This is a genomic window from Vibrio sp. AK197, assembly GCF_053903115.1.
This window is the reverse complement of record NZ_CP096430.1, coordinates 1,980,133-2,003,474: the sequence shown is the minus strand read 5'-3', so window position 1 is coordinate 2,003,474 and position 23,342 is coordinate 1,980,133. Positions and strand designations below refer to the sequence as shown.

Below are 23,342 nucleotides of genomic sequence, written 5' to 3'. Positions count from 1 at the left end.
AAATAGCACTAGTCGTAAGGCTCAGTGCTATTTTTTTGTCGCATCAAGCCTCAAAATCCCAATTAGGGCTTGCGTTGGTACGCCTGGGTTGCGTTATAGTAACTGTCTAATAAATAAGAGTCGTTGGCGTTGTTGTGCTACAAGATAAATCAATATTTCGCTGGCCGGTGACTGTGTATTACGAAGACACAGACGCAGGTGGCATTGTTTACCATTCAAATTACTTGAAGTTCTTTGAGCGAGCTCGAACCGAGTATCTTCGCTCACTGGGTGTATCTCAACACACCTTATTGGAACAAAACATCGGTTTTGTAGTCCGACACATGGATATCGATTTTCTGCAAGGTGCACGCCTTGACGAACAACTAACGGTAACAACATCAATATCTGATTTAAAAAAGGCTTCTATCACTTTCTGTCAGGAGATCGTTAATCCTAAAGGGAAGGCGTTGTGTAAAACAATGGTTAAGGTAGCATGTATTGATACTGAGAAAATGAGGCCTAAGGCGATCCCTCAATCAATTTTTATGGAGTTCAATCGTAGTGACCGCTGATATTTCGATTCTAGATCTGTTTTTGCAGGCCAGCTTTTTAGTCAAGCTGGTAATGATAATTCTACTTGGTATGTCGGTGGCCTCTTGGGCGATGATTATCCAAAGAAGCAAAGTGCTTTCACAAGCCTCGCGTGATACAGAAACATTTGAAGATAAGTTTTGGTCTGGTAAAGATCTTTCTGTCTTGTATCAAGAAGTTCATAAACGAAAAGATGAGCTAAGCGGGACTGAAGAGATTTTCTATTCTGGCTTTACCGAATTTGCCCGACTAAGAAAGTCCAATGCTTCTTCCCCTGATTATATTATGGAAGGGACAGGGCGTGCGATGCGTGTCGCGGTTGCTCGAGAAGTCGATGACTTAGAAACTAGCCTCCCATTCCTTGCCACCGTCGGTTCTATTAGCCCTTATATCGGTCTGTTTGGTACTGTTTGGGGGATCATGCACGCGTTTATCGCTTTAGGTGAAGTTAAACAAGCGACACTGGCGATGGTTGCGCCGGGCATCGCAGAAGCCTTGATTGCGACAGCAATGGGGTTGTTTGCCGCGATTCCTGCTGTTATGGCTTATAACCGCCTAAGTAACAAAGTCGGTAAGTTAGAACATAATTACGCGACATTCTCGGAAGAGTTTCACAGCATTCTTCACCGTCAAGCAATGGCGGGTAGGGAGTAGTCCATGGCTGGCTATCAACCAAAAAAACGTAAGATGACGGCAGAAATCAACGTCGTGCCTTATATCGACGTGATGCTGGTTTTGCTGATCATTTTTATGGTGACCTCGCCATTTATTACCCAAGGTGTGGATGTTGAACTTCCTAAAACATCCACAGCGAAACCCGCTTCTGAGTTAGCAGGCGATAGCGACGCCAGCTTTATCATTGTTGAAGTGGATAAGCAGGGCCAAGTGGGGTTGAGTGTCAACAACGAAGATATGCAGCGCGGTTTGTCTCTGGAAGACGTGATTGTTCGTGTCAAAGCTGAGCTTTCAATTAATCCGAACTCTCCTGTCGCCGTAGGCGGTGATGCGGCTACGCCATATGCTGAAGTGGTTTTGGTGTTGGATGAATTGAGCCGAGCGGGCATCCCGAAAGTTGGGTTGCTAACGGATATTAAGGAATAAGTCCTAGGGTTTCATGAAAGAAAAAAAGCCAAAACATAATCGTTATGCCAAACCCGTTGGCGTGTCAGTGGCTTTACACTTGGCGCTGATTGCGGCGTTATTGTGGGGCGCGGATTTTACCATGTCCAAACCCGAAGCCAGTGGGCAGATGGTTGAAGCCGTCGTTATCGATCCTGCGGCAGTGCGACAGCAGGCTCAGCAAATTCGCAGCCAACGTGAAGCGGCGGCGAAGAAAGAACAAGACCGTCTGGATAAACTCAGACGTGAAAGCGAGCAGCTTGAACAAAACCGTAAAGCTGAAGAAGAGCGCATTCGTAAGTTAAAACAGCAGCAAGCACAAGAAGCTAAAGCGGCACGTGAAGCGGAAAAAGCGCGCCAAGAGAAAGAGAAGCAACGCAGAGCAGAAGAAGCTCGCGCTAAGCAAGAACAAGAGCGCGCTGCCAAGCTCGAAGCTGAGCGTAAAGCAAAGCAAGAAGCGGTGCGGAAAGCGGAAGAAGAGCGTAAAGCGAAACAAGCGGCAGCAGAAAAAGCTGAGCAGCAACGTATTGCCAATGAAAAAGCGGCGAAAGCGGCAGCTGAGAAAGCAGAGCGCGAACGAATTGCGGCGGAAAAAGCGGAAAAAGAACGCATAGAGAAAGAACGTCAAGCGAAGGAAGCGGCTGAGAAAGCGCGTCAGGAAAAAGAGCGTCTTGAAAAGCAGCGCAAAGAACAGGAAGCCGCTTTGAATGATATTTTCTCAGGTTTAGAAACCGAAGCCGCACAAAATAGCTCAGCACGCGGCAAACATATTGCCAGTGAAGCCGATCGCTATGGTGCAATTTATACCCAGCTGATTCGTGAACAACTGCTGATAGAAGACAGTTTTCGCGGCAAACAGTGTCGCGTCAACTTGCGGCTTATTCCAACGGGCTCTGGAGCAATCGTTGGTAGCTTGAATATTTTGGATGGCGATAGCCGTCTGTGTGCGGCAGCCAAACGTGCTGTTGCAACTGTTAACACATTTCCATTACCCAACGACCCAGACGTAGTGGCAAAGTTAAAAGACATCAATTTAACCGTTGAACCTCAGTAAAAGGAAAAACTAGTGTTAAAGCGAATTGTATTAGGTTGTGTACTTGTACTAGCAAGTAGCCTTCAGATCGCCAATGCGGCGCTTGAGTTGGTCATTACCGATGGTATTGATTCCGCTCGCCCGATAGCGATAGTGCCTTTTAAATGGGAAGGACAATCACCACTCCCACAAGATGTGTCTGGCGTCATTGCCTCAGATTTACAGCGCAGTGGTAAGTTTAGCCCAGTGGCGGCAAGCAAAATGCCGCAAACCCCGTATACCGATTCCGACATTGATTTTAATGCTTGGACATCTCTCGGTGTCGACTCATTACTCACCGGGACCATCAGTCAAGCCGCAGATGGTAACTATGTCATCAGTTATAAACTGGTAGACATTGTTCGTGGCCAGCTGACAAGTGGAAAGAGCAAAGCGTTAAGCGATGATGGCGAGCTGGTACTGTCTAACGATCATGTGCTGTTTAATAAGCGAGCTACGGTTCCGGGGAATCGTCTGCGTGAATATGCGCATCGCATCTCGGATTTAGTGTATGAAGAGCTAACCGGTGAGCGCGGCGCGTTCTTGACTCGTATCGCTTATGTGGTCGTGAATGATAAAGATACCTATCCCTATCAGCTGCGCGTTGCCGATTATGACGGTTACAACGAACGTTTAGTTCTACGCTCAAAGCAGCCGTTGATGTCGCCATCTTGGTCCCCAGATGGAAAAGAGCTTGCGTACGTAAGTTTTCAAAACGGCCAAGCTGAAATCTTTTTAATGAATATCTACACCGGGAAAACTGAGAAATTGACGTCATACCCTCGACACAATGGGGCGCCAAAATTCTCACCGGACGGTAATACTTTAGCTTTAGTTTTGTCGAAGACGGGGAGCCTTCAAGTATACACTCTAGATTTAAAAACTCGTAAATTGCGTCAGATTACGAGGGGAAGATCAAATAATACTGAACCATTCTGGCATCCTGATGGCAAATCATTAATCTTTACCTCGGATCGGGGTGGTAAACCTCAGATTTATCAAGTAAATTTGGCAGACGGATCGACTAAGCGTATTACTTGGCAGGGTAGTCAAAACCTCGGTGGGCAAATTACCCCTGATGGCCGCTTCCTTGTCATGGTGAACCGGAGTAATTCTGGCTTTAACTTAGCGAAGCAAGATTTAGAAACCGGCGCAGTCCAGGTTCTGACCAAAACATTGTTAGATGAATCTCCAAGTATTGCACCAAATGGTGGGATGGTTATTTACAGTTCCATCTACAACAAGACAAACGTTCTTTCCATGGTGTCGATTGATGGTCGATTTAAAGCGAGATTACCGGCAACCAATGGGCGAGTTCGTGCGCCTGCGTGGTCACCATTTTTGTAGCAAGTAAGTATCAAAAAGTAAGGAAAATAAAATGCAACTTAATAAGGTTCTTAAAGGACTTCTAATTGCACTACCTGTTCTAGCAGTGACAGCATGTAGTTCAAGCGATGAAGCGGCGAATGCTTCTGGTACAGAAACCAATCAGTCGACTTCAACTTCTGGTTCTTCAAATGTTGATACCACCGTTGTGTCTCCAATGGATGAAAACGGTCAACTTTCTGAGCAAGAACTAAAAGAGCAAGCACTACGTGAATCGCAAACAATTTACTTCGCATTCGATAACGCGACTATCGCGGGTGACTACGAAGAAATGCTTGCTGCACACGCTGCATACCTAAGCAAAAACCCAGATCTAAACGTGACAGTTGAAGGTCACGCTGACGAACGTGGTACTCCTGAATACAACATCGCGCTAGGCGAACGTCGTGCGCAAGCTGTAGCGAAATATCTACAAGCTCTAGGTGTTCAGAAGAGCCAAATCTCTATCGTAAGCTACGGTGAAGAAAAACCTCTTCTACTTGGCCAGTCTGAAGAAGTTTACGCGAAAAACCGTCGCGCAGTACTTGTATACTAAGACAAGGTGACGCCTTATGTTCAGTAACCTCAAGCGTTTAACGTCGCTTATGTTACTGGCAAGTGCAGCGAGCTCCGTGCTCGCTGCACCAGCTCCAGTATCTGATCTAAATAACACATCCGGTTCACGTGCCTCCTCAGGCAACGAAAGCACCGTTGAGCGTCTTGAACGCTTGATTCAAAATAGCAATCTTGTCCAAGCGCGCATGCAGCAGCAAATTGATGGCATGTCGCAAGAGATCAGCGATCTCCGTGGACAAATCGAAAAGAATAATTATGACATGCAGCAAATGTTGACTCGTCAGCGTGAGTTGTTTGTTGAAGTTGATAAGCTTCGTGAACAAGTGAATTCCCAGCCCGCGGCGTCGTCTAACGCAGGGCAGAAGTCTGATGGCTCAGCGTCAGCAGGAACGTTCAGTACCAATGCCAGTGAGCAAGAAGCCTATCAAAACGCTGTTGACTTGATTCTCAAAAAACGTGACTACAACGGCGCGATTGACGCATTCAAGCAGTTTCAAAAAGACTATCCGCAATCAAGCTTTACGCCCAACTCACATTACTGGTTAGGTCAGCTTTACTTCGCGAAGAAGCAAGACAAAGAAGCCGTGAAGAGTTTTGCTGCGGTTTTAACCTTCGCCGATTCTAATAAACGTCCAGATGCGCTGGTTAAACTTGGTGATATCGCCAAGCGGAATAATAACGCTGCGCAAGCCAAGAAATATTATCAGCAAGTGATTGAGGAATATCCTAACTCTTCATCAGCCAACTTGGCGAAAGAACAGCTGAAATAAATCAATCAAAAAGAGGTGCTAAGGCGCCTCTTTTCGTTTCTGGGGGCTGAACTTTTGATTCTACTTTAGGTTCGGGTGTACAATGCGCGGATTACCGGAAATTGCGTAGAGCAAGAGCAATGAACCATATTTTGGATAAAATAGATTCAGTATACCCTTTCCCGCCGAAACCCACTCCGTTGAGCGACGAACAGAAACAAGTACACGTTAGTAATATCAAAGCGTTACTTAAAAAAGAAAACGCAGTGCTGATCGCTCACTATTATACCGACCCTGAAATTCAGGCGCTGGCTGAAGAAACGGGCGGCTTTGTTGGTGACTCTTTAGAAATGGCCAAATTTGGTAACCGCCACAGCGCGGAAACCCTGATTATTGCCGGCGTGCGTTTTATGGGCGAATCGGCAAAAATTTTAACGCCAGAAAAACGTATTTTGATGCCAACGTTGGATGCAGAATGCTCACTTGATTTGGGCTGTCCTGTTGATACCTTCACTGAGTTTTGTGATGCACACCCTGAGCATACGGTTGTGGTGTACGCGAATACGTCGGCGGCGGTAAAAGCCCGCGCAGATTGGGTCGTGACATCAAGTATCGCGCTTGAAATTGTTGAACATCTTGATTCTGAAGGCCAAAAAATCATTTGGGGGCCAGATCGCCACCTAGGTTCATACATCGCAAAACAAACCGGCGCAGATATGCTGCTTTGGCAAGGTGAGTGTGTGGTGCACGATGAGTTTTCAGCCGATGCATTACGTAAGATGAAAAACCTCTATCCTGATGCGGCGATTCTAGTCCATCCTGAGTCACCCGCTAGCGTGGTTGAACTTGCTGATGCCGTTGGGTCTACCAGCCAATTAATTAAAGCGGCGAAGTCACTACCGCAAAAGAAAATGATCGTCGCAACGGACAAAGGGATTTTCTTTAAGATGCAGCAATTAGTCCCTGAAAAAGAACTGATCGAAGCGCCAACAGCAGGAAATGGTGCAACCTGTCGTAGCTGCGCACATTGCCCATGGATGGCGATGAATGGCTTACAAGCGATTGAACAGGCGCTGCGTGAAGGTGGAAAGCAACATGAAATTTTTGTGGATGAAGAAGTGAGAGTGAAGTCTTTGATTCCTCTCAATCGAATGTTGGACTTTGCAGAGCAATTGAATATGCAAGTAAAAGGCAACGCGTAGTCACCTCGCATGAAGAATTAAAAAAAACCAGCCTAGTGGCTGGTTTTTTATTTGACCTTAATCTTGCTGCTCTGCTAATTGATGGCCGCGCATGGTTAAGCCGCAAAGCATGGTGGGAATCGCATTAAAGATTTCTTCAAATTGTTCTAATCCCTCAACCCCTTGCTCAGAAAGCGTGGCAATAGATGTTTCTGGATCATAAAGCATACTCACAGAGAGCAGGACACCCCCGAGTAGCGCATTATCTTGGCTATCTTCGGGCATAATAGTTTCCCAATCATCACGGGCTAGCTGCCAGCCCTGAAGAACCCCTTCGCAAAAGTCACGGGTTTGCTCAGTGACAATATCTGCATCGTCTAACTCACAGCCCTCTGGCCACATCCAGCGGTTCTCGAGTAGTGCAGGGCGGAATGCATTCCACATCTGAATTACAGCTTCAATGTAGCTTTCAAGCTCTTCTCCATCGGAAAAGGGTGCAACTTCTTCGCCACCCCATAGGAAAGGCAGCCATTCATGCGGTGTGAGCGTATAGGGCGCAGCCGCCATGGCAGTCACAAAGCCTTGAGTTTTGGCTTGATTGAGTAATTTTCCTTCCAGCTCCGGTTGAGCCAATATTTCTTGTAATGTCAAAATCGCTTCATCACGGTCATCAAAAATATTACGTAATACTACCAGTCATCAGTGTGAACACAAAATTGCCTCGCTGGGTTTGCCTCAAAACAAAACAGAAAAAGTAACCACTTGTAGCCGTTTCCGTGGCAACAAACACAGTCAAAATATCGATAATTGATGAAAAAGTGACCTGAGTCATGAAATCTGGTGATTTGAGCTACTTTTGGTCTCAAAGTTAGTTATCTATTCCTGACTTGGTTTTGTAATTGGTGAGTAATTCTTAATATGTTGTGATTTAATAGCGCCATATTCTGCCCGTTAACCAATTAGCTAGATATATTCACCCAATATAAAGAATATGCTGGTTATTTATTTTATGGAATGCGTTATGAAGTCACGTGGGCCTTTTTGTCTTCGCCATGCTGCTGCTGATACGTTCGCTATGGTCGTATTTTGCTTTGCTGCAGGTATGTTAGTTGAAATTTTTATCTCTGGAATGTCATTCCAACAGTCGCTGGCTTCTCGTTTGGTTTCGATTCCGGTTAACATCGCCATTGCTTGGCCATACGGCGTGTTCCGTGACCTCGTTTTGCGTAGTGCAAAACGAATATCCTCAAGCGGCTTAATGAAAAATATTGCCGATTTAGCGGCTTATGTGTTGTTCCAGTCCCCAGTTTATGCGGGTATTCTCTACAGCGTAGGAGCATCAACGGATCAGATAATTACGGCAGTTGCCAGTAATGCGGTGATCTCTTGTGGGATGGGGGTTCTGTATGGTTACTTTCTTGATACTTGCCGACGTTGGTTCCGTGTTCCTGGTTACTATCCTCAAGTCTAAATGTTTACTATCACGCCGTTTTTGCTAAATATTAGCCAAACGGCGTGAAAGGCAGGGCTTTTTTCGGTTTTCCACTTGACCTAAGTGCGTAGAATCATTAAATTAGCGCCTCGTTGGTTCACAAGCCAACCCAATCAAAATACGGTGAGTTGTCCGAGTGGCTGAAGGAGCACGCCTGGAAAGTGTGTATACGGCAACGTATCGAGAGTTCGAATCTCTCACTCACCGCCAAATTCAGAAAGGCCTGATTTATCAGGCCTTTTCCTGTTCTAAATACCTATTGAGATAATGCTAGCCTCGGCAGAAGCTAACGCATGTTATCGAATTAAAGGCCATTTTTTAGAAACTCACTTTATCTAATTATCAGTAGGCCGGATATTTTGACGTTCCAGTGGAATCTTAGAATTAATGGTAAGCACCATTCGCCAACCATTCTAAAAGCAAGAGATTAGCTCCAAGCGGCTAAGTTCACATCAGAAATAGTCATTCATATACAGCAAATTTCCTTCCCAACCCAAGAAGACATTCAGGCAATCTACTCGATGAGTGGATAGATTCGCTAGTGGGAGCATAGTGTGGGCAAGTTAACCAAAGGTGAAATTTATTTGTCTGGCTTTTCTTATAAAAGCAAAATCAAGATGTTAAATATGGTTGCTGTAGATTTTTTCTGAATTTAGCTCTATTTGTTGTTGGCAATACAACTTGATTTGTATTGTGCGTATTGACAGAAGTTTTTGTTCTTTGGTCATCAGCGAACCTTGATGCAATGGCCACTTCAGATAAATTCAATTTGTCATCGGAGACCGTTATAGGAGAGTTAAAAGAATGAAAGGTATTGCGTTATTATCAACGGTGACTTTGTTTACCAGTTTTGCTCAGGCTGCAGACATTTCTGCTGATCAAATTCAGGAGAAAGCGGCACAAATTCTGATCAATGCTCGAGAGAGAAATCAATTGATCGAGCTACCACGCTCACTTCAGCCCCAAACATTAGATAATGGATATCAAATACAAGATAAAATAATTCAAAACATTGGTATCCCACAGAAGGGGTGGAAGATCGCTATTACCAGCAAAGATTTGATGGAAAAAGCAGGAGTAAGCGAACCAATATCGGGTCCACTTTTTGAAAAATGGATATACCCAGAGCCACATACGATAACTGATGGTGCCCCCACTCTATATGGCTTTGAGTTTGAGTTTGCATTTAAGATGGCTAAAGATTTACCTTCAAGAGGCTTACCATACAGCGTAGAAGAAGTGAAAGCTTCAGTTGGAAGTATGCATTTAGCTATAGAGCCGGTTGGGACTCGTTATACATTAGGGCCAGTGAAGTCCGGTGTCCCTCAGTTTGCAGCCGATCATGGAGGTAATTATGGTTTTGTTTATGGTTCAGCGATACCTAATTGGGAAGGTATTGATTTAACCAAAATAGTAGTAACTGGTTACTTTAATAACAAAAAGGTTGGTCAAAAAGAGGGGAGTAACGTATTGGGAGATCCTCTGAGTTCGCTTACTTGGCTAGCTAATCAATTACCAAAGAGAGGTTACAACCTAAAGGCAGGAGATTGGGTTACAACAGGCGCAGTAATCGGGCCTATCCCGGCTAAGCCTCCGGTCACAGTTCGTGGTGACTTCGGTAATCTAGGTAGTGTTAGTGTTAATTTTGAAAAGTAGATGAAGCAACTGCTGAAAAGGCTGGAAAACTATTCAACTCTCGCAATCCTTTCATTTTCCCATTACCCTAAAACGAGTCAGAAAAACGGTAATAGAAATGGCCTCAACTCTCTCATTTTATAGCAAAAATGCTAATGAGCTTGCATCTCAATATAACACTCTAGACTTTGAAAACGTACATAGCTCGTGGAAAGCGTATTGGCCTATGTCAGGTGATAGGGTGATGGATGTTGGCGCTGGCTCAGGGCGTGATGCAAAGTGGATGGTAGAGCAAGGTGCTGACGTTTACGCTCTCGAACCGTGTGACGAACTGCGTGAATTTGGCCGTTGTTTTACGGGGCCTGACGTTACTTGGATTAATGATGAATTACCGAGTTTAAATCGGGTGCAAGGCATGGGCATGCGCTTTGATCTCATTTTAGTCAGTGCTGTGTGGATGCATTTAGCGCCAACCACTCGTGCTAGAGCATTTCGTAAGTTATCCAATTTGCTGGCACCTAATGGGCGGTTGGTTATCACGCTTCGACATGGCGAGTTTGAAGATGAGCGTGTCGGTTATGAGGTCTCGGTTACTGAACTTGAGCAGTTTGCAAAAGATACCGCGTTACTGGTGAAAGAAGTTCGAGATTCCGAAGATCGAATGAAGCGTAACGCCGTATATTGGCAAACAGTGGTATTGAGTTTGCCTGATGATGGTTCGGGAGATCTCAATAAAGTTAGACACATCATTGTCAACGACAATAAAAGCGCCACTTATAAACTTGGATTGTTACGTGTTTTACTTCGAATTGCCGACGCGCATCCTGGATGCATTATTGATAAAACGGATAATCAAGTAGAGATTCCTTTGGGTTTGGTTGCTCTGTATTGGATAAAGGCATATAAGCGATTATTGGACCATGAGGGTTTGCAGCAAAATAGCAATAGTCAAAAAGGGCTAGGGTTTGTTGATGAAAAAGGGTGGATGAAAATAAAGCATTTGTCTGCTGATGATCTTGCTGTTGGAGCTTGGTTTTCGGGAAGTGAAGCTTTAGCGATTCAAAATACGCTTCAAGCATCGATAAAAACGATGAAAGATGGGCCGATTAAGCATATCTATACCGGACCAGCTACACAGCGAGTCCACGAGTTTTCGACCTTAACCAAGCGCTATAAGAAGACAGAAAGTATTTACTTAGATTCGGATTTTTTTTCGAGCTTTGGGTCTTTTGTTTTGAGTGCGAGTCTGTGGGAGTGTCTACGAATTTACAATTCGTGGATTGAGCCTCTAGTAGTCAATCAATGGATAAGCGTGATGCAGCGTTTTGAACGTAATCAAACTAATCAAGTCTCTCTGCAGAGCTATCATAATGGTTTGATTTGGTTAGAAAAAGATCATGACACCTCCGAGGTAAGAAAGCGTGTAATGCAGCTTCAAGATGCCGGTCATGCATTGACGAGCGTTTGGAGTAATAGCAAGCTCAATCGAATGTATCATGTTGATCATTGTCTACCTTTTGCCTACTGGCCAAACAACGATATGTGGAATTTACTGCCGACGACTAAGAAAGAGAACTTAGAGAAAAGCGATAGATTACCGAGTAAATTACGTTTGGTTGAATCTAAACAGAGAATAACTTCGTGGTGGCAAACGGCTTGGGGAAGCGAACTTCATTTCAGGCAACGATTTTTTACCGAAGCGTCATTGTCACTCCCCAATATTCCCAAGCAATGTGAGAATTTTGAAGAAGTATTTGAGGCGATGGGGTTGCAAATTCGGGGTGTGAAAAGTCGTTTATTGATTCCTGACTGGTAACGCTTTAGGTATTCGCTGTCGGCAGTGCAAATGCACTGATGGTTTGCGATGTATTACTCTCTGCAAATCCTTTTTAAAATTCTTTTACTCGCGGTGAGAACTTTATGACCCCAGAACAACTGCTTCGTGAATTGGAGCAACACGACTATTTAGATTTGGCGGCGCTTTATGAGCGCTACCCAGATACGCATTTTTACTCTCTGGTGGAAGCCTTGTATCAAGTGAAGGCTGAGCACGGATTGAATACACGCATTTCGCGTTTTATTACTGAGATAGAAAAGCTCACTCAAGATTTGGATGCAAAAACGCTGACGGCTGAGCAGTTTTTGTCACTCACTAAAACGCTGGACTTAAATCAGCGCGCGCAGAAAGCGGCGCGTTTTATTCATACCAAGGACAATCATATGGCGTTTTCTAAACCGGTTGATGTGGTGATGTTTGGCGATTCGATCACCGAATGGGGGCCATGGCATGATGGGGTTATCGGCGTGAGTGTGGCGAATCGCGGCCTTGGTGGTGATATCACTCAAGGTATGATCATGCGCCTAGATACGACTTTAGTGTGTGAGCCGAAATTGGTGTGCGTGATGGCGGGGATCAATGATTTAGCACAGGGATATACCATCGATGAAATCATCGACAACTACGGCGAGATGCTGAGCTTCTGGCATCAGCATGATATTGATGTTTGGGTTCAGTCGACGCTGCATGTAGGTGAGCGCCTAGCATCGTTAAATCCATTGGTGGCAGAGCTTAATCAGCGTTTGTATGAGTTATGCCAGCAGCGAGAGGTCACTTTTATCGACCTGAATTCTCCGCTCTGTCCACAGGGCGAGCTGCCACTTGAATGCAGTGCCGATGATCTGCATTTAAACTCACAGGCGTACACTCAGTGGCTGGCATACCTTAATCCAAAGTTCGCTAAGCATTTTGGTCGCTGACCCATTTCTCGACCTTCTCATCCCATACTCTGCTTGAGATGAGAAGGCGAGCCGTCCTTATTTTCTATTGCCAGCCTCTCAAAATCCCTTCCTTAATACTTCACAAATTAAATATTGTTTCAGAATGTTTTGTTATGTTATAACATAATCATTATTTCCTGAGGAGTATAAGGAAAAGTGATGAATCTCCGTCCGACACAGCGGCTAGATCCAAGTATTATAAAGCCGCTTTGCTATTCTGCGCTTGGGCGAGTGCTTATTGTGGCCCCATTGATTGCTTTGCTGTGGATCGCGATATTTTGGGCGGTATTACTGCCATGATCGAACTGAATAATTTAGTGGTCGGCTATCAAGGTAAGGCGCTCACTCCACCTATCTCCGGTCATTTCTCTGCAGGCAGTTTAACCGCCATTCTTGGAGAAAATGGCGTCGGAAAATCAACGTTACTGAAAACTATCGCACAGCTCCATGCGCCGGTATCGGGTGACATTCACTATGGTAAACCAACGTCTCAGCTACTTTCTTGGTTGCCTCAACAATCGGATATTGACCGCAGCTTTCCGATTCGAGTGTTTGATGTCGCCGCTATGGGGTGTTGGCCCAATACCGGGCTGTTTAACGCCTTAAGCGATACCCAGTATCAACGTGTTCGCGAAGCCCTGTATCAAACTGGTATCGCCTCACTGGCAAATAACACCATTGATACGTTATCGGGTGGTCAGTTTCAGCGCATGCTGTTTGCGCGTCTGTTGGTGCAAGATACGCCGGTGATGATGATGGATGAGCCTTTTGTTGGGATTGATAGCCAAACACGCGCCGCGCTTATGGAGCTGATTACCGCGTTAAATCAGTCAGGTAAAACCATTATTACCGTGCTGCATCATATTGAGGTGGTACAAGCCTTTTTCCCACAGCTGTTGTTGATGAAAAACCAACAAGTACGATGGGGGGAAACCCAGCATATCCTTCCTCAATATCTTCATCAGCATTGGACGAGCTCTCCTCGCGCTCAACTTTCTCAACCTCAACAAGGAGCCGACCATGAACCTGCATGTTCTTGATGCGTTTGTTGAGTTTGGGTTTATGCGCCGTTCTCTGATTGCCTGTTTAGCGTTGTCGGTGAGCTTAACCCCGTTGGGCGTGTTTTTGTTATTAAGACGAATGAGCTTGATAGGGGATGCATTATCACACGCGGTTCTTCCTGGCGTTGCCATTGGTTATTTGCTTTCGGGTATGTCACTGCTGGCCATGGGGCTTGGCGGATTTGTTGCCGGGTTACTGGTCGCTTTACTTGCAAGCTGGATAAGCAGAGTTACTCAGTTGCATGAAGATTCGGCATTTGCGGGGTTGTATCTTGGCTCTCTGGCACTTGGCGTGACGTTGGTGTCGCTTCGCAGCACTGGTGTGGATTTGCTGCATTTACTATTTGGCTCACTGCTGGCGGTGAGTCATCAATCATTAGTCTTTATTGGTGTGATCAGCACGTTAACCGTCACGCTGATTGCGATTTTTTATCGCGCATGGGTGTTCGAGTCGTTCAATGCTCTTTTTCTCACGCTTAAAATCAAGCGTCTCCCTTCACTGATTCAAGCCATGTTTATGGCGATTGTGGTGATGAATCTTGTCGCGGGTTTTCAAATTCTCGGCACCCTAATGACAGTCGGGTTGATGATGTTACCTGCGATTGCGGCGCGCTGCTGGTCAAATCGGTTGCCAATTATGTTGGGCGTGGCGATATCGTTGGGCTTTATAAGCTCTGCTGTTGGCCTTACGTGGTCTTGGTATCAATCGATCCCCGCAGGCCCTGCGATTGTGCTGGTCGCCACGCTGCTGTTTTTAACCTCGGTTTTTTTCGGATCGCATAAAGGCATTTTCCCAATCAGGAAGATGTCGTCTCATTGTTCAACAAGTAAGGAATAAATAATGAAATTTTGGCAAAAGTCCCTAGTTTCGCTCGCACTCGCCACCAGTATGAGTCCGATGGTAATGGCAAAGACCGTTGAAACGGTCGCGAGCTTTTCGGTACTGGCGGATATCGTCAAGCAAGTCGGCGGAGAGCATGTCAACGTCAGCACTTTAGTTGGCCCTGATGGTGACCCGCACACCTTTGAACCAGCACCGAAAGACAGTGTCACCATAAAGCAAGCGGATGTGGTGTTTGTCAGTGGTCTAGGGCTTGAAGGTTGGATGGCGCGCCTAGTCAATGCGTCCGGTTACCAAGGTGAGGTGATCACGGCTTCTCAAGGTGTTGATACACGTGAAATGAAAGAAGACGGTGAAGTGATGACTGACCCTCACGCATGGAACAGTGCCCACAATGGGGCAATTTATGCGCGTAACGTGATGAACGCATTGATTAACGCAGACCCTGAAGATGCCGAGTACTTTAAACAACAAGGCGAGGCGTATATTCAGAAACTCGACAAGTTAAATCAATGGGCAAAACAAGCGTTTGCTAAAGTGCCAGCCGAGAAACGAAAAGTGCTGACCAGCCACGATGCGTTTGGCTATTTTGGTCAGGAATATGGGGTGAAGTTTCTTTCTCCGGTTGGTTTTTCAACAGAATCTGAGGGCAGTGCCAATGAGGTTGGGCGCTTGATTAATCAGCTCAAAGAGGAACAAATCGCGGTCTATTTTATCGAAAATCAAACTAATCCGCGTTTAGTGCAGCAAATAGCGAACGCCTCTGGAGCAAAAAATGGCGGAGAGTTGTATCCCGAAGCGCTGAGTGAAAAAGGCGGGAAAGCGGATACGTATGCTCACGCATTTAAGCACAATGTGGAAACCATGCTCGCAAGCATGCAATAGGTCAAAGCGGGCAGGTGAATGTCTGCCCGCCAGTGCGATTTTTGGGAACAAGTTTTTGTTCTAACAAAATGCGATTGATGTTGTCCTATTGTGAGATGTTATAACGTAGTTTGTGATTTCGGCATGGTAGAGAAAGCATTGTTAAAAAAATTAAGAAGCGGCATCGCCGGGAGTGTGTTGAGTGTGGCGTGTTTTGGCGTCAACGCTCATCCGCACTCTTGGATTTCGATGACCACCCAAATTAATGGAAATGAGAAGCAGCTAACTGGCTTTGATATGTCTTGGACGTTTGATGCCATGACCACCGCGTATCTGTTTGATGGTGAAGATATGTCAAAAGGGCAGCGGCAAAAAACCTTGAACAAACTCGCTCAATCTACCATCGATAATATGCTGCAAAGCCATTACTTTACTTACTTCTATGATGCTGACGGTACCACGCCCATTCGTTATAAAAAAGTGACGTCGGCGGAATTAAGCACCTCGAAAGGCAAAGCGACCTTAACGTTTCAACTGATGTTATCTAAGCCTTACGTGTTCAACGGTAACACGCTGACCCTCAAGGTTTTTGACCCGACGTATTATGTTGATATGTCGTGGGATGATCGCCAGCACTTAGTGCTAAATCAAGCGCTCAAAAAGCATTGTTCTTTCAAGCTCATTGAACCTAACCCAACGCCAGAGCAAGTGAGCTATGCGATGTCATTACCGGTAGACGCAGACCCAGATAACGCGCTCGGTCAGTTATTCACTCAAGCGGCCAGCATCACTTGCCAACCATCAAATAACCCATAGATAGTGCTCGCTAAAGGAATCGTTTATGCCTTCAATGTCTAACTTTCGTCTTATCGAATCGAAGCCCCCGTCACCCCCAGCTCGTAAAATGAATTGGCTCAGAAGTACACTGACCGCGGTGCTTAGCTTAGGCATCCTCGCGTTGATCGGCTATTTACTGTGGCTGGAGTGGCCGACGATTTTGATGACCTCAATTCGCTGGCAAAAGCAGATTGTGAATCAGATGAGTGAACTGCTGTATTTAACCCATCAAAGTGCGGGTTCGATGTGGAACCTGGTACAAATCAGTTTTTTATACGGCATTTTTCACGCCCTAGGGCCGGGGCACGGTAAAGTTGTCGTAAGTACGTATCTCGCCACTCACAATACCAAAATAAAAATCGGTATTTATATCACCCTTATCTCAGCACTGGTTCAGGCGCTGACAGCCATTGCTCTGGTTACCGCTGTACTGTTTGTGATTGAAGCCTCGATGCGCCAGCTCAATGGGGTAGTGAACCAATTTTTCCATGCCAGCTATGTCGGTGTGTTTTTACTTGGTCTATATATTGTTTGGCAGGGGATAGCCCAGTGGCGTAAGTCACGTACGTCTGCACACTTGCATGACCACTCGCACCATCATACCCATGACTCGAATTGTGGCTGTGGCCATAAACATCTAGCCTCTGCTGATGAGCTTAATCAGGCATCAAGCGTTAAAGAGTACGCCGCGATGATATTCAGCATTGGTTTACGTCCATGTACCGGCGCCATTCTCGTGTTGTTTTTTGCCAATCTTGCGGATGTTTACTGGCTGGGCATTTTGAGCAGTTTTGTCATGGCAGTAGGAACGGCAATCACAACATCAAGTATCGCGTTGATGACGGTTTCAGGGCGAAAGTTTGTCCGTTATTACCTGAAAGATTCCGCTTATAAAACCATTAACATTTGGCCTTTTTTACGGATGTTTTCCGGGCTATTTCTCATGCTGGTGGCCATCATTTTGTTCAACCAAGGTGGCTTTGGCATGTCGCCGATGTTTAATGGTAGCCACTGACGTTCAATGCACATTTAGCCTGGTCCGATTTGGATTATTAGGCAAGTTTTAGGTGTCTAAGTATCAGCTAGGGTAGCGTGTAGCTTCGGTATTAATGGTGGGTTATAAATTTCCTTAGATATTATAAGGTTTCGTTTTTATTGGCTTTTTGTTCATATTTTGTATAATTCGTTCAAATTATAACGCAAACTATTATCATTAAGCTTTGTATCTACAGTGGTGCAGGCAGTGGATAATTGTGCTTAATCTCGTTATTCAACCTAAGAGAATGGATATCTAAAGAATGAACAAAGCTGCCATGAAATTGAGCCCGTTGGCTCTGCTTGTCTGTGCCAACCTCAGCCAAGCTGCCAATACTGAGACGGTTGTTGTCACCGCAAGCCGAGGTGAAACGGCGATCTCTGATGTTGCTGCCACCATGTGGGTGGTTGACCAAGAACAGTTGGAACGCAGTCTAAACGCAGGCGTGGATCTCAAAAGCGCGTTAGGTGAATTGATTCCAGGGTTTGATTTTGGGAGTAGCACCCGCACCAACTATTCACAAAATTTACGTGGACGTTCTGCTTTAGTGATGATCGATGGTGTATCACTGAATTCAACGCGTGACATCAGCCGTCAATTTGACAGTATCGACCCGTTTAACATTGCGCGAGTGGAAGTGCTTTCTGGTGCTACCTCCGTGTATGGCTCTGGCGCCGCGGGCGGCATTATCAATATCATCACGAAAAAGGCAGAGTCACAGGAACTCACCATTGAGACCAAAATCGGCGGCCAAACCGGTTTTAATAACAGCAATGATTTCACCAAGCAAGGTGCGGTTGCGGTCTCCGGTGGTAGTAAGACGTTACGTGGTCGATTGTCACTGGCTTACACCAAAACAGGGGGGACCTATGATGCCAATGGCGATATGGTTCGTCCCGACATTACGCAAACGGATATGCAGTTCAACGACATCATTGATCTGATGGCGAATGTGCAATACACACCAGATGAACATCAATCGCTATCAGTCACCGCCCAATACTATAACAGTGAACAAGATAGCGATTACGCGACCTATCTTGGTGCTAACCTTGGCGGCCTATTTGATGCCTCTTTAATTGATACTCGTAAAGGGTTAGTGCTTGATAAGCAGCCTCAAACTGAGCGTGTGATGATCAACGCTCAATATCGACACGATGATGTTTTTGGTCAGCAATTGCTCGCGCAAGCTTATTACCGTGATGAATCTTTGCGCTTTTTCCCTTACCCCTCATTGCCTCGTGTCCAAGGCTCGCCACTTCCTAATGAGGTGTACCCGTTGTACGGTGCTTCAGAGCAAAATACATCGATTTTTGGTGCCAATTTGGCGCTTATCAAACGTTGGCAAGACTTCAGCCTGACTTACGGCTTGGATGCCTCTCAAGAATCTTATGACGCTGATCAAAACATTTATGATCAAATGACGTCTATCGGTTCGGGTGGCTTGGTGTTTGAGCCTTCGCAAACCGTGCAGCGTTATCCGGATATTGACAGCCGCTATTTGGCTTTGTTTAGTCAGCTAGATTGGCAAGTGACTCAAGATTGGTCAATCAGTGGTGGCCTTCGCTATGAAGCGATGGAACATGAAGTTGGCGACCACGTTGGCGTCTTGCAACAATATCGCTATTTAAATGGTGAATATGGCAGCGTGCAACCCGATGTAATTGAAGGTGGCGACACTGACTACGATGAGTGGTTATTTAACCTTGGCAGTGTTTATCACCTTACCAATAACATGCAAGTGTGGGGTAATTTCTCTCAAGGCTTTGACGTGCCAGACCCAGCAAAATTCTTCGGCCAAGGCAGTTACAGTGGCACTTATGGTGAAGGTACCACGCTGGAATCATCAACCTCGGTTGCTAGTGCAGATCTACAGGGCGTAAAAACCAACTCGTTTGAGCTGGGCTGGCGAATGTCGCAAGATGCGTTGGATGTGCAGGTGGCGAGCTACTTATCTCTCTCCGATAAAACCGTCACTTATGACCGCGCTACCTACGCTGTGCTGGTTGAAGATGATGATAAACGCATTTATGGCGTTGAAGGGCAAGCGGTCTATCACGTAAATAATGAAGTCTATACGGGCGTTCAAGCCCATTACGTGAAAAGTAAAACCAAATCCGACGGTAAATGGAAGGATCTTGAAGCGTCCTCTGCAAGCCCAAGTACTGGCAGTGTGTGGTTAGGCTATGACAACTTTAATTACGGCGCAGAGCTAAGAGTGAATAGTTTCCTCTCCTACAAAGATGATGAGGGCGCTAAGCTCAACAGTTATACCTTGGCGAATTTGAGCGCTTATTATGCGCTGCCAGTAGGCCGACTCAATATTGGTATTACCAACTTGTTTGACCGTGACTACGAAACCTTATGGAGCCAACGTGCGCAGATGCTTTATGGTGCAAGCTCACCGCAAAGCATTTATGTGTATAACGGTCAGGGCCGTACGTTGGCACTGAGCTACAGCGCGACGTTCTAATATGAAATCAACGCTTAGCTTTCATGATCTTTCCCTCCAAATAGGAGGGAAAACCATCCTTCATCCCATGAGTGGTGAGTTTGTCCCCGGTGCGATTACGGCGTTGATTGGTCCCAATGGGTCGGGCAAATCAACATTACTGGCAATACTCAATCAACTGCTTACGCCCACTCAAGGCGAAGTGCGGCTCAATCAAGAGCCGCTTTCGCGTTTTTATCGCGCGGAATTGGCCAAGCAGATGGCACTAATGCCTCAGCGTAATCCGGTGCCTTCAACACTCACGGTAGAGGATCTGGTCGCTTTCGGACGCCACCCTCATCGCCCTTGGTATCGCCGCCTCAGTTCTAACGATACTGAGCTTATCGAATGGGCAATGGAAGAGTCAGGGATTATCCATTATCGCAAACGGCTGCTGACCGCTCTTTCAGGCGGGGAACTGCAGCGTTGTTGGCTGGCGATGGTGTTAGCGCAAGATACACCCATGGTGATGTTGGATGAGCCAACCTCGTGGCTTGATATCCATCACCAGCAAGCCTTGTTGAATATTGTGCGGCGGCTTAATCGTCAATATGGAAAAACCATCATTTGGGTGTTACACGATTTGAATCAGGCGTTGGAGTACAGCGATCAAGCCATGCTGTTAAATGATGGTAATTTAGTGGCGGCGGGCTCGGTTGATACAGTGATCACTGCGGATATTGTCACGCAAGTGTATCAAACGCCGGTACGTGAGCATGATTTGGACGGGCAACGCATTTTATGGACAGAGGCGGCGCGATGAGGCGGCTATTTTCTCTCGCTTTGATTGCTTGGTTGCCGCTTATCAGTCTGGCCAACCCGACGGATTTCGGCGGTCAATACCAAGCGTGTTTGTCAACCTGTGTCACTTTGGATAAACCAGCATTACGTGTGGTGGCGCTCAATTGGTCAGCCGCGGAGATGTTGCTGTCACTGGGCGTAGAACCAGTCGGTGTCACGGAAATAAAAGGTTATAAAAAGTGGCAAACTAACCATCCGCAGTTGAATGCTTCGGCGGTTGAAATTGGGCGCCGGCAAGAGCCGAATTTAACCGAAATCGCCAAACTTAAACCAGATGTCATTATTGGTTATGACTTTCGCCATCAACGCTTGTACTCAATGCTTAAACGTATTGCGCCAACCTTGCTTTATCAGCAGTTCCCGCGAGTCGATCAGCCTGATTTTCGCTACTTTGATTATGCGCAGACCGTGTTTCACCATCTTGCATTGCTAACTGGAAAGGTCGAGCAGGGACAAGCCCAATTGAATGCGATGCACGCAACGCTCGCGCAGCTAAAGCAGCAGCTGGCGAGTGCAGGTTTCGGCGGAAAGTCAGTCACTTATGGCAAGTTTATTGGCATGGGGTATGGGCTACGTATTTTTTCCAACCCGAGCTTGGCCGGTTCGGTCGCCACTGCGCTCGGGCTTGATTATCACTGGCGCAATACATTGCCGGGTAAAGATTTTGTCCACTTGCAGCTTGAACAGTTGCCTCATATTCATGATACGCATTTACTGCTCGCAGGGAACCAAACTGACAGCGAACGAATGACGACCTCACCGGTTTGGCCGTTTTTGCCATTCGTTAAGACGCATCAATTTTCGTCGGTCGAACCGCTTTGGAGTTTTGGCGGTCCCGTTTCTATCACGCGTATGGCAAAGGCATTTACCCAGTCGTTACTCGATTGGCAGGAGGCGAATCGTGGTTAAACTGACCCTTTCTACCTTACTGGCCTTAGTTGCTGGCATTGCGGGGTATTTGTTAACGATTGATGAGGTCGCTGATGCTCAGTTGCAAACGGTGATGATGCAAGCGGTTTGGCTGCCAACCGTTGGTATGGCGGTCATGGTTGGTATGTTGCTCTCAAGCTCCGGTGTGCTGATTCAAACCAGTTTGGATAATGATTTCGCTTCACCATCAACACTGGGTGTCGCCTCTGGCGCATTACTTGGAGCGGTGCTTAGTCGAGTATTTATTGCGGATGCGGATTTAATGACGGTTTGGGCGGCGGCGTGTTTAGGTGGTGCGGTGTTAGCGCTCATCGTGCTGTTGGTTAGCCGACTTATCGGTGGTGGGCAACTACCGATTGTCTTGGTCGGTATGGCGCTGGGCCTTGGTGCCGGGGCGATTGCATCTGTATTCCTGTTGTACTTTGAACATGAAACAGACGGTTTATTCCTGTGGGGGAGTGGGCAAGTATTGCAAAGCTCTGCACAGCCCTTTGAGACTATGGTGATTCCTAGTGTGATCATGTTGTTGGTCACTTCAGTCTTGCTGCCCAAGCTGTCGTTGTTTCAACTGGGAGAAGTCCATGCTCAGAGCCTGGGGATGGCCGTTGGTCGCTGGCGCTGGCTGTTTTTAGCCTTAGCCGTAGGGCAAGCGGCACTGGCGACAGCAATGGCAGGCATGGTTGGTTTTATCGGTTTAATGGCGCCGCATTTGGCGCGTTATTTGAGTGTCTCTTTTCGTCAAGGACGCAGTATCAGCGGAATTTGGCTCGCCTCTTTGCTAGTCGGTGCGCTGCTGGTGGTTATGGCGGAATGGAGTTCGCGCAGTTTATTGTTTCTGGGCTATCGTTTGCCAACGGGCGCATTTGCTGCGCTACTTGGTGCGCCATTCTTTCTGGTTCTTTTGTTTGGTCGCAGTGGACAAGCACTGGCGGCAACAGAGCAGCAAGTTATCGGTTTAAGGCCTCTAATCCGGTTAAAACCCGTATGGGCTTTGACCTGGTTATCATTGTTATTGGTCGCTACCATATGGTTTTGGCATCCCCCAGCACAGTCAATAGGCGCGCAGTGGGTGAGCAATCGTTTATGGCTGGCAGGCCTAGCAGGATTTGCATTAGCGTTTGGCGGCACTTTATTACAGACGCTGTTTCGTAATCCACTGGCAAGCCCTGATATCTCTGGAGTCAGTACCAGTGCCGTGCTGTTTATTGCTTGCTTATTGGTGGTCTTTCCCGGCGCGGGGCAAATCTGGCTGACAGTGGCAGGCCTCGTGGGCGCGTTGTTGGTGACGTTACTGCTGTCTTGGGGAATTAAGCGCAAACTGAGTGTCTCGCAACTCGCCCTATTTGGGATCGTGATTTCCGCATTCACGGGAACTGCAACCCATATATTGCTTACTTTTGGCAGCACGACATCGAGTGTAACCCTAATGTGGTTATCCGGTTCGACTTATGGTGCGTCACTGGAAAATATTGCACCGCTGGCTGTCGCTTGTGTGTTGATGTTGGCACTTTCGATACCGATGCTGCGCCGCCTTGATATCTTGCCGCTAGGGGAGGTGATTCCTCAGGTTCTCGGCATTGCGCTTAAGCCGTATCGTTTATTGCTGCTGTTTATCGCCGCGGTATTGACCGCGATGGCGATTTCCAGTGTCGGCGCAATCAGCTTTGTTGGTCTATTAGCGCCGCACTGTGCGCGATTACTCGGGTTATATCGCCACAATAGTTTGTTGCCTGCCGCAGGCATGACAGGCGCCATTTTGCTGATTTGGGCCGACGGGATAGGCCGCAGTTTAATGCCGCCGTCGGAAATTGCCGCCGGGCTGGTGGTATCGATTCTGGGCAGTGTGTATTTTCTGCTTTTGCTGTTGATAGGCTATCGTAAGCAGCGCTTTAAACCGCAAGAGGTTGAAATCTGAGCAAGTTTCATCTCAATAAACACAGT

General features: G+C 46.5%; 22 protein-coding genes and 1 tRNA gene. 22 read left to right on the top strand and 1 reads right to left on the bottom strand.

Features of this window, described 5'->3' with window-relative positions; translation table 11 throughout:
* The first annotated feature begins 134 nt into the window (after positions 1–134).
* The 8 genes from ybgC (at position 135) to nadA (ending at position 6,656) form a co-directional block, all read left to right on the top strand.
* Positions 135–554, top strand: a complete 420-nt coding sequence (ybgC, locus tag M1D72_RS16410) for a tol-pal system-associated acyl-CoA thioesterase (protein WP_390189363.1) — start codon at positions 135–137, stop codon at positions 552–554.
* Positions 544–1,227, top strand: a complete 684-nt coding sequence (gene tolQ / locus M1D72_RS16405) for a protein TolQ (RefSeq protein ID WP_456295894.1) — start codon at positions 544–546, stop codon at positions 1,225–1,227. Before ybgC ends, tolQ begins: the two co-directional genes overlap by 11 nt.
* A gap of 3 nt (positions 1,228–1,230) precedes the next feature.
* Positions 1,231–1,674 carry a protein TolR gene (tolR, locus tag M1D72_RS16400; protein ID WP_390189365.1) on the top strand — a complete coding sequence of 148 codons (444 nt, stop codon included), beginning with the start codon at positions 1,231–1,233 and terminating at the stop codon, positions 1,672–1,674.
* Positions 1,675–1,687: 13 nt separating this feature from the next.
* Positions 1,688–2,746 carry a cell envelope integrity protein TolA gene (gene tolA / locus M1D72_RS16395; RefSeq protein WP_456295893.1) on the top strand — a complete coding sequence of 353 codons (1,059 nt, stop codon included), beginning with the start codon at positions 1,688–1,690 and terminating at the stop codon, positions 2,744–2,746.
* 12 nt (positions 2,747–2,758) lie between these two features.
* Positions 2,759–4,111, top strand: coding sequence for a Tol-Pal system beta propeller repeat protein TolB (gene tolB / locus M1D72_RS16390; protein WP_390189369.1), 1,353 nt, complete (start codon positions 2,759–2,761; stop codon positions 4,109–4,111).
* A 31-nt stretch (positions 4,112–4,142) separates the two neighbouring features.
* Complete coding sequence (gene pal, locus M1D72_RS16385; RefSeq protein ID WP_390189370.1) at positions 4,143–4,685, top strand: peptidoglycan-associated lipoprotein Pal; 543 nt, start codon at positions 4,143–4,145, stop codon at positions 4,683–4,685.
* A gap of 16 nt (positions 4,686–4,701) precedes the next feature.
* The gene (gene ybgF, locus M1D72_RS16380) at positions 4,702–5,475 is read left to right on the top strand and encodes a tol-pal system protein YbgF (RefSeq protein WP_456295892.1); all 774 of its coding nucleotides are present in this window, start codon (positions 4,702–4,704) and stop codon (positions 5,473–5,475) included.
* 119 nt (positions 5,476–5,594) lie between these two features.
* Entirely contained in the window at positions 5,595–6,656 is a 1,062-nt protein-coding gene (gene nadA, locus M1D72_RS16375; protein ID WP_456295891.1) for a quinolinate synthase NadA, read from the top strand.
* Between the two features lie 57 nt (positions 6,657–6,713).
* Here nadA and M1D72_RS16370 read toward each other — a convergent pair whose 3' ends face one another.
* Positions 6,714–7,286, bottom strand: coding sequence for a UPF0149 family protein (locus M1D72_RS16370; protein ID WP_390189375.1), 573 nt, complete (start codon positions 7,284–7,286; stop codon positions 6,714–6,716).
* Positions 7,287–7,656: 370 nt separating this feature from the next.
* Here M1D72_RS16370 and M1D72_RS16365 point away from each other — a divergent pair, with 370 nt between their 5' ends.
* The 14 genes from M1D72_RS16365 (at position 7,657) to M1D72_RS16300 (ending at position 23,316) form a co-directional block, all read left to right on the top strand.
* The gene (locus tag M1D72_RS16365) at positions 7,657–8,106 is read left to right on the top strand and encodes an L-alanine exporter AlaE (protein WP_390189376.1); all 450 of its coding nucleotides are present in this window, start codon (positions 7,657–7,659) and stop codon (positions 8,104–8,106) included.
* 143 nt (positions 8,107–8,249) lie between these two features.
* Positions 8,250–8,337: transfer RNA gene (locus M1D72_RS16360), tRNA-Ser, on the top strand.
* A 594-nt stretch (positions 8,338–8,931) separates the two neighbouring features.
* A complete protein-coding gene (locus tag M1D72_RS16355) occupies positions 8,932–9,783 on the top strand; it encodes a 2-keto-4-pentenoate hydratase (protein ID WP_456295890.1) in 852 nt (283 codons plus the stop codon).
* Positions 9,784–9,880: 97 nt separating this feature from the next.
* Entirely contained in the window at positions 9,881–11,578 is a 1,698-nt protein-coding gene (locus tag M1D72_RS16350; protein WP_456295889.1) for a methyltransferase domain-containing protein, read from the top strand.
* Positions 11,579–11,682: 104 nt separating this feature from the next.
* Entirely contained in the window at positions 11,683–12,519 is an 837-nt protein-coding gene (locus M1D72_RS16345; protein WP_456295888.1) for an SGNH/GDSL hydrolase family protein, read from the top strand.
* A 284-nt stretch (positions 12,520–12,803) separates the two neighbouring features.
* Entirely contained in the window at positions 12,804–13,580 is a 777-nt protein-coding gene (locus M1D72_RS16340; RefSeq protein WP_390189384.1) for a metal ABC transporter ATP-binding protein, read from the top strand.
* Positions 13,561–14,439: a metal ABC transporter permease gene (locus tag M1D72_RS16335; protein ID WP_456295887.1), complete on the top strand. Its 879-nt coding sequence runs from the start codon at positions 13,561–13,563 to the stop codon at positions 14,437–14,439. The genes M1D72_RS16340 and M1D72_RS16335 overlap by 20 nt, the downstream gene beginning before the upstream one ends.
* 3 nt (positions 14,440–14,442) lie before the next feature.
* Positions 14,443–15,327, top strand: a complete 885-nt coding sequence (locus M1D72_RS16330) for a metal ABC transporter substrate-binding protein (RefSeq protein ID WP_456295886.1) — start codon at positions 14,443–14,445, stop codon at positions 15,325–15,327.
* A gap of 138 nt (positions 15,328–15,465) precedes the next feature.
* Complete coding sequence (locus M1D72_RS16325) at positions 15,466–16,122, top strand: DUF1007 family protein (protein ID WP_456295885.1); 657 nt, start codon at positions 15,466–15,468, stop codon at positions 16,120–16,122.
* A gap of 25 nt (positions 16,123–16,147) precedes the next feature.
* Positions 16,148–17,158 carry a nickel/cobalt transporter gene (locus M1D72_RS16320; RefSeq protein WP_456295884.1) on the top strand — a complete coding sequence of 337 codons (1,011 nt, stop codon included), beginning with the start codon at positions 16,148–16,150 and terminating at the stop codon, positions 17,156–17,158.
* Between the two features lie 283 nt (positions 17,159–17,441).
* Positions 17,442–19,652 (top strand): TonB-dependent receptor, encoded by a 2,211-nt coding sequence (locus tag M1D72_RS16315; protein WP_456295883.1) that lies wholly within the window; start codon positions 17,442–17,444, stop codon positions 19,650–19,652.
* Position 19,653: 1 nt separating this feature from the next.
* Positions 19,654–20,433 carry an ABC transporter ATP-binding protein gene (locus tag M1D72_RS16310; protein ID WP_456295882.1) on the top strand — a complete coding sequence of 260 codons (780 nt, stop codon included), beginning with the start codon at positions 19,654–19,656 and terminating at the stop codon, positions 20,431–20,433.
* On the top strand, positions 20,412–21,380 hold the full coding sequence (locus M1D72_RS16305) for an ABC transporter substrate-binding protein (RefSeq protein WP_456295881.1): 969 nt from the start codon (positions 20,412–20,414) through the stop codon (positions 21,378–21,380). Before M1D72_RS16310 ends, M1D72_RS16305 begins: the two co-directional genes overlap by 22 nt.
* Complete coding sequence (locus M1D72_RS16300; RefSeq protein ID WP_456295880.1) at positions 21,373–23,316, top strand: iron ABC transporter permease; 1,944 nt, start codon at positions 21,373–21,375, stop codon at positions 23,314–23,316. Before M1D72_RS16305 ends, M1D72_RS16300 begins: the two co-directional genes overlap by 8 nt.
* The last annotated feature ends 26 nt before the right edge of the window (positions 23,317–23,342 follow it).